The sequence below is a fragment of the Allobrachymonas chironomi DSM 19884 genome (assembly GCF_000374625.1).
Classification (GTDB): domain Bacteria; phylum Pseudomonadota; class Gammaproteobacteria; order Burkholderiales; family Burkholderiaceae_C; genus Brachymonas; species Brachymonas chironomi.
This window is the reverse complement of record NZ_KB894785.1, coordinates 1-12265: the sequence shown is the minus strand read 5'-3', so window position 1 is coordinate 12265 and position 12265 is coordinate 1. Positions and strand designations below refer to the sequence as shown.

Here is a 12265-nt window from a genome sequence, read left to right as displayed (position 1 = left end):
CTCGCCGACCTTGGCTCCCAGCTCCACCTCCTTGAGGATGGCGACAATCTGGCTTTCACTGAATCTGCTTTTCTTCATGTAGGAACTCCTTCATACCATGGAATTCTCTACCACCGACTGGCACAGGTTTTCGAGGAGGCTACAATTTGGAAACAAGCACGACATGCACGGGACGGGGACACAGATGCAAGAAGAGGCGAAGGCCAAACCATTCAAGTTGGAGTTTTCCAACCGAGTTATCGAACATCTCGGCATCAAGCTCTACCAAAACAAGCCCACGAACGTCGTCGCTGAATTTCTTTCAAACTGTTGGGATGCTGATGCCTCCGTCGTGCACATCGATCTGACGGCCCATGGCGTGGATGGCCGTCCCACCATCGTCATTACCGACGACGGGCGAGGAATGACCCGGGATGAACTGACGGACGAGTTCCTGGTCATTGGCAGAAATCGACGGACCCTTCCAACCGAACAAACACCTGGTGGGCGGCTTCCGATGGGGCGTAAAGGTATCGGAAAGCTTGCCGGCTTCGGGATAGCGGGGACGGTGGACGTGGTTTCTACGCCGAATCACGTTCTGAGAAAAGATGAGCCGAAGCCAGAGCAGCGCTTTTATTGGCTTCGATTTTCGCTGAAGGAGTTGATAGCCAAATCGGGCTCCGCGCTTGCGGGGAGCTACGAGCCGGAAGTCATCGCCGATGGTGTCGAGAAAGCCGCCTTCATGCAACTGTTGTCGGAAAGCGGGCACGAGACCGCATACAAGCACTTCGTCGCCAACGTCGAAGCAGGACGGGGCGGCGTATGCGTGTTCCTCAGGAACACCACGCTCAAAAAGGCAATGAACGTGGAAACGCTGCTTCAGTCCATGGGGCGGCGCTTCACGGTGTCAATGCTGAGGCCTGATTTCGTCGTCAACATCAACGACAAGCTCATTACGCCAGATCAGGCGCTACCGCCGCTGCACGATTTCGGGTTCGGCGACTGGAATCAGCCGGTCGAAGAGACGTTGAGCATTAACGGCGTGGAGCGACTGGTCAAGTATTGGATCAAGTTCGTCAGCTTGCAGGGTTCCGATTGGTCCATCGAGAATGCTGGCATCGGCGTCTACGCTCACGGAAAAATTGCCCAGGATCGGCCGTTCTTCTTTGACGTCAAGGGCAAGGAGATCTTGAGTCGGTATCTTTACGGCGTGATCGAGGCTGATTGGCTGGACGAGCTGCCCAACGACGTAGTTTCCACCGATCGGCGCTCAATCGACTGGGACACCGACGACACCATTGCGTTTCAGCAATGGGGCAACTCGAGGATTTCTCACTGGCTCGAAGAATTCCGAAAGTGGCGAGGCCAGCAGCCTAAGAAGGAGATCATTACCCGCATCCGCGCGGTCTCTCCCAAGTCGACGCTGACTGGTGCCGAGGAAGAGGCTCTCGCCGAGCTGTTGAGCGAGGTGCTTCCCAATCTGGCGAATGACGAGGAGGCGAAGGACCGCGCAACCAAGAGCTTTACTGAGGCTTGGACGCACGCGCCTACGAGGCTGTTGACCAAGAGCCTATGGGAGAAGGTTTTTTCGTCGCTGGATTCTGACTCGACGGTTTTTGCTGCACTCGTCGAAAACCTGCGCAAAAGCATGGTGCCCGAAGCCATGGGGTTGGCCGTGACGATGGCGCAGCGCATTGCGGCCATTACTGTCATGCGACGCATGATTGAGCAAGACAAGACTGAAACGCACCTACAACGGTTGATCGAAACTTTCCCTTGGCTGCTGGGGCCTCGATGGGAACGCTTGACTGCCAACGAGTCGATCAAGACTCTGGTGATGCAAAAGCACAAACCCGACGAGGGTTTGGGCGAATGGTCGATTGCTGGCGACAAGATCAAGTTGAAGCCCGATTTCGTGTTTCTCAGCGATCCGGGCGGACAAGAAGAACTCATCGTTTTTGAGCTCAAGGGCCCCGAAGCAGGAAAGACGCTTCAGCCCGTGGAGTATGGCCAGTTGGGCGAGTACCTGAAGATCATTCGTGCCGTCTACACGAGCAAGAACATTACGGTGAAAGGCTTGCTGGTTGGCCATGACAGGGGAGGGTTTGAAGAGCACGACACGCGCATCACCGTCATGACTTGGTCCGAAGTTTTGGCTGAAGCGCGCAACCTTCACGTTGAATATCTAAGGGCGCTGTTGCTCGCGTCGGATCCAACGGCCACCGATGCCCGGTTGAGGCAGATTGCCGACTTCGGCGGGAAGGAGACGATGGAGCTGTTGGCACGGCTTGCGCCGGTGGGGGACTTTCCCAACGTCATCACCGACATGCTGAATCTGCTAGGCGGTCCAACCGATTCCGCTTCCGCCACGGTTCCACCACAGGGTGCTGAGCCAGATACGGCTCTACCGTAGGTGGATGGTCGCTCGGTGGACTTGACGACACCAAAAAGGGGGCAACCCATGACGTGGGCGGACGCGCTGCGAGCAAGCTGCAGGGGTGAGAAGACTTTGGCTGATTCCGTCATCACAGCGGTGCAGACGCTCCTGGACCGCGATGCGTATCTTCTGCGAGCGGACGTGAACGAGCGGACGATGACGCATCGATTCGCGATTTACGTCGAAGCGGGGTTCGAGGGTTGGGACGTTGACTGTGAATACAACCGTGACGGTCATGATCCCAAAGAGATTGCGTTTGGATCAGGCGACGATGCGGAGCACGGAAGCCGAGTATTTCCCGACGTGATTGTCCATCGACGTGGTACGGGCGATAACCACATCGTTTTCGAACTCAAGAAATCGAACAATCCGGAATCTGATGACCGCGACTTCGAGAAACTGGGTGGCTACTGCAGTCAATTGGGCTATCAGCACGGCGTCTTCCTGCGGCTGATCGTGCGGTCGGATCAACCTAGCGTAGGGCGCGCTGAGTTTGTCTATGGTAATCCGTAGCGTCAACCGTGCGACGAAGTTTCTCTCCGCGACCTCGATACCGGCGGCGTATGAGGGCGTATCGCGAGCAACGCGGAGCCGTATGCAGGCGGTGAGGGGGCGCGATACCGATCCTGAAATGCGCGTGCGGCGGGCGTTGCATGCCCTGGGCTACAGGTTCCGGCTGCACCGGAAGGATTTGCCGGGCACGCCCGACGTTGTCTTGCCACGCCACCGAAAAATCGTTCTCGTCCATGGGTGCTTTTGGCACGGACATGAGCACTGCAAACGCGCGACGGTCCCCGTCAACAACGCCGAGACGTGGCGAGCCAAAATTAGGGGCAACCAGAATCGAGATAGCAGAAATCTCACCGCGCTGCGCGAGCTAGGATGGGACGTTCTGATCGTCTGGGAATGCGAGGTGCGTGATTCCGCTCGACTCACAAATCGACTGCGCGACTTTCTATCTACGCACTGATGGCCGCTCAACCCTTAGTAGTTACTGCCTCGGCTGTTTTGCGCTTACTTGATGCCGATGCGCGGATTGGCGGCGTGGCGTAGTCGAAATAGCTTCGCGGGTCTTTCCGTCCATCTTTTTTCGCCGCCGATGCTAGCTTCGCCCAGCCTTTGGTGAGGCGCTCGTCGCTCCATGCCATTGGCGCACGCTCCCACTCTCGCTTCAGGATGCCATGGAGCACTTCTCCATGCAACTTGGTGAAGGCAGGTGGAACGGCTTCACCGATCATTTCTCGCACGTTCGTGTGGCCCAGTTTCTTCAAGGCGTCTCCCCATTTGAAGTCCTTGGGAAACGTCTGAAGCAACGAGCATTCGAGAGGGCTGAGCAGTCGGTTTTGAGTCGGATGAATCGTGTAGTCACTTCCAATGTGGCCGCTGGCCGTGGTCACAGTTGCAGCCGGCCTATCGCTGTGCATGCGCCGGTAACTGCTCTTGAATCCTTTGACCAAGCGATAGCTTCCATCATCTTCCTTGACGATGGGTCGGAGGAGCGGGGCATTGCATTGAGGGCATGTGACGGTCTCTGGCAACACCTTGACGGGACCGCAATGATGACAAACGTCGTTGTCCCATGCGCTGCGTCCGGTTGCATGAGGGATCGCCGCGACCATTGCATAAATGCGCTCGTTCCATACCGGCACGGAGTGGAAGCCTGCATAGTCACTGGCAGATGCAGTTTCCGGACTTGCAGCGTCCAAAGCCGGAAGCGCGAAGCTTTCGAGCGCCTCCGAAAGCGTGATCGGGCGGGCGCTCCCAACGTCGGGTGCATGCGTCGCCCGAGGGAAAGGCGTGCGTCCAATGCGGAGCAACTCCTTGAGACCTGGCAGATCCTTGCGAACGAAGGTGAGGAAGGCGCGATTGCGAGACTGGGGAACGCCGAAGTCACACAAATCGGTGACCAAGGGGAATGCCACGTAATCGTCGGCGAGTGCCGTTATCAGGTAGTTGGCTGCTGAAACCGGCTTCTTGTCCTTGGGGTGATGCACCTTCCGCGTAAAAAACGCCGGGACGTTTTCGACGACGAGCAGCGATGGCTTCAGTTCCAGCGCCACATTGGCGACTACCGTCACCAGCAAATTGCGCTCGTCTTTCGAGCCGGCGGCAGCATCGTCGTGGCTACCCTTCCCGGAACGTGCGGAACTCATTCCCTGGCACGGTGGGCAGGCGCACAGCAGTGCCGGGCGGGCTTTGCCCGCCCGCGCGCGATACTTCTTGATCACGGTCTGCCAAGTCTTGCGAAGATCGCCTGCTACACCTTCCGCACCTGGGTGGTTTAGGAGACAAACGTCGAGTCGACGTGGGTCGAGTTCGGCCATCACGTCGAAACGGAAGCCTGCGTCGCGATAACCGACGTCACCGGCACCACAGTTGGAAAAGAGGCTGACGGCTCGTAGTTTGCTCATGCTCGTTTGCCTTGCCGCTTCTGCGCACCCAAATCGTGTACGTCCAAGAACTGTTCGTGAACTTTCTTGGCCCGCGTGAGGAAGTCACGCCATGACATCCGCTTGACTCGATTTTCTTTTTCAAGCCCCTGGAACGAACGCAGATTGGCGCTTTGTTTGAGCTTCTGACTGTCCGCAACGAGGTCGATCCTCCACTCTCGATAGAACTCTGCCACGGTTTCCTTATTCTCTTCAAAAAATTGCTCGAAGGCGTCAACGTAGTTGATGAGCCGAGCGAAATCAGTGTCGTCGAATGCGTGCCCGGCCTTCTTGATCTCCACGATGTGCAGCAGTCCATCGATGCTGACCAAGGTGAAGTCCGGACGCTTGCTTTCGTGGTCAATCGCCAAGGACACGTCAGTGCCATGCTTCTTTTTCCAGAACTTCTCAAACGCGTGCTTGAAGTTCTTCAAACTCTGATTCTTGGTGATGACGGTCCATGACGGTTCGATCAACCAAGGCGCGTTGGCGATGAGCGCTTGGAATTGATCCTCGTCCATCGACACGTCGATGATCTGCTGTAGATCGTTGATGACGCGCACGCGTTGCGCCGCGATCTGTGCATACGAGGCGAGTTCGGCGATTTGTGCCTTACTGAAGATGTCGAGCATCTGATCCATGGATGCCTCGCCCTTCGTCACCTGATTCGTGAATTCGTGAAAGGCTTCCATCAACGCCTGATGTGGGGCGACCGAAAGAATGATCTGCGACAGATCTTCGACATAGACGTCGTCGTCGAGTTCGTCTTCGGCGGCGAAGCCACCGAATTTCTTCGCCAGGTCGATGGCCACGCGTGCCACCTGTTTGTCCCCGAATCGTTCCCGTGCGCGCTCTTCGATTTTGGACTTGCGCAAGAATTCGTCACGCACGCGAACTCGGCGGGGCTCGCGCGAGATGCGTGCGATCTCCTTGATCAGTTCTGCACCCCAGCGCCGAAGCAATTGGCCATAGTCAGAGTCCCAAAGTATGTCCTGCCGGTCCGTTCGTACGAGGTCGTCGCCGTGGTCAAGGTCGAGCCATTCGGCCTCGACCTGACCCACCAAATACGAACGCATCGCGAACTCCCCCGTGAAACCCGCAGGCTGATTGAAGTCGCGCGTGACGCCTGCGATCTTGCCTCGGGCATAGATGCGTACGCCCATCATCTCTTCGTTCTTGTACGCTTCCTTGGCCATGCCTAGCCAACCTGAAACGGGAAGGATCGTGCCATCGTCGTCGATTACGGGTCGGCTGGACAGGTCGATCTTTGACCCCGGCAGCAGAGGGATGTCCAACGGGTTGACCTTAATGGGCTGTGCAGCGCCATTAGTCACGTCAACGATGAGAATCTTGAAATCTGGTCTGGCGAAGGTGAACCGAACGGCGAGTTGTCGCAGAAAAGTTTCGAGTTCCGGCACTCGCTTGGCCAGGAACGACGTAAGCCGGATGCGCGTACCGGACTTCTTGCTCCAGGTTTGATCGTCGGTGCCGGCTTCCAAAGGGACCGACTCGTCCTCATCCGTGACGATCTTCTCGAAGTCCATGAAGAAGTGCGTGACGGCATAGCCTTTCGCAGTCTTCGGGCCACCAGCAGACCAAACCTCGATGCGCCGGCAGATGCCGAATGGGGCAAGCTTGCCGATTCCTTTGCGCCCCATCACGGGACGCTTCTTCTTGCGCGACTTGCTGCCATCCTGGCCCTTGCGGGTACGACGATCTGCGCCAACTCGCAAGTAGAAGCCAATGGCTTCCTCCGGCGTCATTCCATGACCATCGTCTTCGACGTCGATCACGTAGCCTAAGTCGCGGAGTTTCCCCCCCGCCTTGGAGGCCAGTTGGATGTTCAGAGGCAGACGAACGGTGACGGTCTCGGCGTCTGCGTCGTAACCATTGGCGATGAGCTCGGCGACGACGGCGCTGGCCTTGTCGTAGAGCTTGACCCCGAGCTTATCGACGGTGAGTCGCGAGATCCGCAGATGGTACGGAGACGCCTTGGCAGCTGGCTTCTTGGCGGTCGGAGATGTCTTGACGGATCGGCTCAAATTGCCGCCATCGGCCGGCGCAACACGGCGAGAAGATGTAGCCATCGGCAACTCCAGGTTGTGCCGGCCGCAGCCTGCTGCCGTGCTTTTTTGTTGTCGTATGCGCGCGCATACGACGCACACGGTATTATCGCATGATCGCCGATAGGAGCCGACCATGTCCACTGGGACGAGCAAGGGGCGCCAAGCCAAGAAGACAGGCCACGCCAAGCCAGTGGTTAGGCGCGCATTTTCCATGCAAGAGGCTGACGCGCAGCTCATTGAGACGCTAAGGCTCAGGTGCGCCACCCAGGGAATGTTGATGAACCAAAGCGAGGTCGTGAGGGTTGGTTTGCGCGTACTAGCGCAGATGACGGATGCGGCGTTGTGTGACAGCGCCGCGCGGATCGAACGTCTAACAGCGGTGAGTCGCTCGAATAAGCCTGCGCGGCAGTCGAGGAGTTGAATTCGATGCGTTGGTCGCATGTCGGTCCCATTGAGGGCGAAGCGCCATGACGAGTCTGTTCGACGTCGGCGGAGACAACCTCGACCTGGGATTCGTCAACATCCGCGAAGGGCGATTTGCCGCTGAGCAGCGACTTCAGCGCGCGCTCGAAGAGATGTGGAGCGTCTATGCCCCCTACGCGGACCTCGATTTTCGACAAGGCTTTGCCCGCGATCCCGATGCTCGATTCTGGGAGATGTATCTGGGATGCGCACTGATTGGTGCCGGAAAATCATTGCTTCCTTCTGCGGATCGGCTACGGGAGGGAGGCCAGCCAGACATCTGCGTCCTGGATGGTGGCAGGCGCATTTGGATAGAAGCGATCGCGCCGGACCGGGGCGTAGCTGGCCCCGACTACGTCCAAGGTCCCCAACCGATGAACGAGGGCGGAGGATTTGAGCCTGCACCCTTGCGCCAAGCACAATTGCGTCTCACCAGCGCGCTCTGGACTAAGAGCCAGGCCATTGAACGTTATCTTGCTGAAGGGGTCATCCACCAGGAAGACGTGCGCATCGTTGCGATTGGTGGTGGCCGCTTCGGGCTGCACATTCCTGAGAACGGGCTGCCCCTGATCTTGTCAGCAGTTTTTCCGATCGGGGCCGAGTTCGTCCGGATAGATCGGGCTACAGGTCAGACGGTCGCTCAAGGCTTCGAGTCGTCGCTGACAATTGAGCGTCGAACAGGGGCGATTCCGCGAACGGCTTTCCTCGACGAGTGCTTTTCCCCAGTATCCGGTGTCATTTGGTCGCGGCTGGGAATCGGCAACATGGTTCGTGCAGAACGCCCACTGACGTTCGTGCACAACCCAATGGCGCGGGTGCCAATGAGGGCGTCGTGGGGAGTTTGGGACAAGGAGTTTGTGACGCAAGAGCGTGAAGGCGAATGGGAAGCCCGAGACGTCATAGCCGATGCTGCCGATGCGTCGTAGCTGCCGGACGGGAGTAGTTCAACAGATTGCCTCGTTGCAGGTATCCTTGAGCTTGATTGATGATGATGTCGAAAACGTCGCTCCCCCGCAAATCGCTCCATCTCCCGCGCCAGCAAAAGATCTGCGCTTCTGACGGTAAAAGCGACGGTAAAGACCCATGTCGATCACGGTGAAGTCCTTTAACCATGCGGGTTTGGAGGCCTCGTTGATGATGGAGTGGGAATGAGGGTGTTAAATAAGTTATTGATTTTATTGTGAAAAAAATTATTTCAATAACGATGCTCCTCACATCATCAATGGCATTTTCATGGTGCGCGAAGAGCGTGCTATGAAAAATGCGCTAATACCATGTCGCGGGGTGTGGAATCCCAACATGGTGTTGAGATTGGAGAATGGAACGATAGGTCGTCAAAGTTTTAGTTGTCTGAACCAATCTTGTCGAAACAGGATTGCCAGATAACAATCGATAGTTATGGGCAGTTTTTGAGTTGTGCTCGTCATGGCTTCTTCGCTAGCATGGTCGCGTGCATCTTTGTATTGCATCAGGTCCGCGAAGCGCACTCGGTGGTGTTTCCCCATTAGATGGAACGGCAGCAGCGGACGGATACATTACGCCGCGCTTTATACGCAGCCTTCAAGTGACGCCCGTTTTCTCCACGGCTACCACCCGTCCGTCTTCAGCCTTTCTTAGCACTTCGGAGGACAGCAGCATACTCAGTTGGGTTTCAATCTGCCCAGTGATATTTGCTGTAGCCCGGCCGAACCCAAGCGCACTGGCGACTTCCGCAACGAGATCAGTAGTGCTAATGGAGAAGGCCACTTCAACCGTTTTAAGCAGTGCTGTGCGGACTTCCTCTGGTGCGATCAGCTCGATCTTGCGTTCAGCCGCAGGCAGGAGTGATCGGTTTCGCACAGGAATGGATTCATTGCCGTTGCACTGGCCTGAACGAAGCACAAATCCGTTGTGCTGCACCCATCCATACTCACGCGCAGTCGCGTCCACGGCGTCTTTCACCCGTGCCGCCACGCGCGCGCCCGCACGACTCGCACCATAGGCGGTCATCAGTCTGCGGGTCACCACGTCGACGTGAACTGGGGCTTCGATGTCTACAGTCTGCTTCGCCAGCTCGCGGAGCACATGCAATGGTGCTGCCACGATGTCGCTGCCGTGTTGCGGGGGGAGGACAGTGGTGGTGTAGGGAATGATATGGTCAGGCCCCCTGGGTTGATCCACATCAACCCGTGTCAGAGTCGCCGGCGCAGTAGACCCGCGCATGACGTTGTTTGGCACGAATTCAGGCTGCGCGACCGCTTGCTCGTCCAGCACCAGACGTGCGGCCTCGATTGCTTCGACCACCCGATCCGTCTCATGCGGGGCATTCCGGAACCAGTCCGTGCTCCAGATCCTATGGAATCGCCAGCCCAGTCCCTCGAGCACACCCTGGCGCAGACGGTCGCGGTCACGAGCGGACTTCGCGCTGTGGTACGCTGCGCCGTCGCACTCGATGGCCAGTACATAGCGCCCGGGCATCTCTGGGTCTCGCACGGCAAGATCGATAAAATAGCCGGCTGTGCCGACCTGGGGCTCTACGCTGTAGCCCCGATCTTGTAGCGCGCGCAGTACTTGGTTCTCAAAGGGAGAGTCGGTGGATTTACCGGTTTCGGCGCTCACCGTAAGTTCGCGTGTCTCGGCGTAGGTGAGCAGGTTCTTGAGCGCCCGCACGCCGTGTTTGGCACTGGCGTCCAGCTCAAGCTCGTCTCCGCGGAAGTTGCTGAACACGGTCATGGCCATCTTCGCCCGCGTGATTAGCACGTTCAGGCGACGGTGCCCGCCATCGCGGTTCAGGGGGCCAAATTCTTTGGAGATGCGACCCGATTCGTTGCGTCCGTAGCCAATGCTGATGAAAATGGTATCGCGCTCGTCACCCTGTATGTTCTCCAGGTTCTTCACGAAGAAAGGTTCGCTCGGGTGGGAGGTGAAGAAGGATTCTGTCTCCGGATGCGACTTGCGCAGGCGCTCCAGCTCCTCTTCGATTCGGTCGCGCTGCGCCACGCTGAACGCGGCTACTCCCAGTGACAGGTGAGGTGTGGTGCGAGCATGGTGCAGCACGGCTTCTGCCACGGCCAGGGCTTCTTTCGGGTTGCTGCGTGTCTTGCCGCGGTCGTACAGGGCGTCTGGCAGGTGTCGGAACGAAATTCCCGTGGCATGTGGCGTCTGCCCAGCCGCAGGGAACACGACTAGTTTGCTGTCGTAGAATTCGACGTTGGACACCGAGATGAGCGACTCATGACGGCTGCGATAGTGCCACCGCAGGTAACGCTCGTTACAGCCTTTGGCCTTAAAAAGGCTGAGAATACTCTCCATGTCGGCCGTCTCGGTCTCGTCCTCCTGATCCAGATCGCGGCTGAAGAAGTCCGTCGGTGGCATCTGGCGGGTGTCCCCCACGACAATCACCTGCTTGCCGCGTAGGATCGCACCCAGGGCATCCACCGCCTTCACTTGCGAGGCTTCGTCGAAAATCACCACGTCGAAGTTCACCTTTGCTGGCGGCAGAAAGTTCGCGATAGACATGGGACTCATCATGAACACTGGCTTGACCTGCTGGATGGCCCGGCCGGCGCGGTCAATCAGTTGGCGGATTGGCAGATGCCTTCGCTTCTTGTTGATCTCGGTCCGTAACACGGCCATCTCGCCGGGCTGATTGATGTGAGGCTTGCGCTGCCAAATAGCGGTAGCGAGGCGTGTTTGCGCATGATCGATGGAGGCAAGATCCAGGCTGCGGAATCGCTGGATGCGGTGCTCATGCTCCAGGCGGTCGAATCGGGCAAGAATGGGCAGGTCTTTGTAGGCGCGCTGCACCAGGTTGTCATGCCAAGTGATATCGAGCAAGGGCACCAGGGTATCTGACTGATCGCTGTCACGGGCAGCCGCCAGCATTACCTGCAGGCCAGCAGCATTGAATTTCTCGGCCAGCGCATTGAAGCGCGCCATCTGATGCAAGTGCGGCAGTTGCTGGCGCCACTGCTGGAATTGCTCAGCAAGCTGCTGCAGTGGATACTCGCCCCAGTTCGATGCAGGCAGCGCGAGTGCTTGCGTGGTGGCTTCGACGGCCGACGTGAGGGTCCTGACGTTTGCTTGAGTGGCTACGGCCATGTCGCCAAGCCCGCTGGCATCCTGATGCCCGGACAGGAAGTCCACAATCCCCTGCGGCATGTCCCCCTTGCCGACTTCGTCATGCAGGGCAATCACCCACTGCGAAATGCGGTCGAGGACAGCCCAGTCTGAGCGGTCGGCTTGCCATTGTGCGCCAAAAAGGGCTTGCCCCAAGCTGGCATGTGCCTCGTAAGCCTGACGATGACGTTGATAGGCCAGGACGCTGTCAGTAATTGCCACCAGTTGCGCTGGTTCGTCAGGTAACACGCTTCTCGCTAGGCCTTGAAGTGTGCGCTTGGCTGTGCGCCACTCGCCGGATATGCCGCGCCACCACTTTGGGCCCAGACGAGCCAAACTCTGCCGTGTCGTTAGGAGGTCTTGTTCCCAGGCTGCGTCGATCAGTACCCCAGCCCATTGCGCGCGCTCGGTGCTCATGCCTGCGCCGGCCTCTGTCAGTGCCTTGAGGGTGTCGCGTCGAGCTTGCCAGTCGCCGGTAGAGAGCTGGACCCCGGTGAGCTTGGGCGCTTCGGCTGCACGCTTGGCTGCGCGGCACACCACATCAACGTCGTGAAGACTGGCGGGGGCTGTCTGAACCGCCCCGGGTTTCGAGGAGGCTGGTTGGTTTAAGTGGACACCTCTGCCAAGGTGTTGCTGTCGGCAAGTTGCCTCCAGTAGTTTGCCTCAGCTTCTGCCGGCGGGATACCCCCGATCGGCGTGAGCAGTCGGACGTGGTTGAACCAGTGCACCCATTGCAGGGTCGCCAGTTCCACGGCTTCCCTGGTCTTCCAGGGGCCCCGGCGATGAATCAGTTC

The 12265-nt window shown here is 58.1% G+C and carries 7 protein-coding genes and 1 pseudogene; 4 read left to right on the top strand and 4 right to left on the bottom strand.

Annotation, left to right across the window (positions count from 1 at the left end):
* Positions 1–97 precede the first annotated feature (97 nt).
* From C513_RS0111895 to C513_RS14005, 3 genes are all read left to right on the top strand, one after another.
* Positions 98–2392, top strand: coding sequence for an ATP-binding protein (locus C513_RS0111895; protein ID WP_018716225.1), 2295 nt, complete (start codon positions 98–100; stop codon positions 2390–2392).
* A 96-nt stretch (positions 2393–2488) separates the two neighbouring features.
* A complete protein-coding gene (locus tag C513_RS13430; RefSeq protein ID WP_211215746.1) occupies positions 2489–2929 on the top strand; it encodes a hypothetical protein in 441 nt (146 codons plus the stop codon).
* Positions 2916–3386 carry a very short patch repair endonuclease gene (locus tag C513_RS14005; protein ID WP_076342748.1) on the top strand — a complete coding sequence of 157 codons (471 nt, stop codon included), beginning with the start codon at positions 2916–2918 and terminating at the stop codon, positions 3384–3386. The genes C513_RS13430 and C513_RS14005 overlap by 14 nt, the downstream gene beginning before the upstream one ends.
* Before the next feature lie 7 nt (positions 3387–3393).
* Here C513_RS14005 and C513_RS0111885 read toward each other — a convergent pair whose 3' ends face one another.
* Together C513_RS0111885 and C513_RS0111880 are read right to left on the bottom strand one after the other, a co-directional pair.
* Positions 3394–4827, bottom strand: coding sequence for a DNA cytosine methyltransferase (locus C513_RS0111885; protein ID WP_018716222.1), 1434 nt, complete (start codon positions 4825–4827; stop codon positions 3394–3396).
* Positions 4824–6932, bottom strand: a complete 2109-nt coding sequence (locus tag C513_RS0111880; protein ID WP_018716221.1) for an ATP-binding protein — start codon at positions 6930–6932, stop codon at positions 4824–4826. The genes C513_RS0111885 and C513_RS0111880 overlap by 4 nt, the downstream gene beginning before the upstream one ends.
* Before the next feature lie 446 nt (positions 6933–7378).
* On the opposite strand from C513_RS0111880, the gene C513_RS0111870 reads away from it, so the two are divergent.
* Positions 7379–8299 carry a hypothetical protein gene (locus C513_RS0111870; protein WP_018716219.1) on the top strand — a complete coding sequence of 307 codons (921 nt, stop codon included), beginning with the start codon at positions 7379–7381 and terminating at the stop codon, positions 8297–8299.
* Positions 8300–8933: 634 nt separating this feature from the next.
* Here C513_RS0111870 and C513_RS13425 read toward each other — a convergent pair.
* Positions 8934–11888: a DUF3320 domain-containing protein gene (locus C513_RS13425; RefSeq protein ID WP_211215745.1), complete on the bottom strand. Its 2955-nt coding sequence runs from the start codon at positions 11886–11888 to the stop codon at positions 8934–8936.
* 188 nt (positions 11889–12076) lie between these two features.
* Positions 12077–12265: pseudogene (locus C513_RS13420) on the bottom strand (IS3 family transposase); the annotation flags it as partial.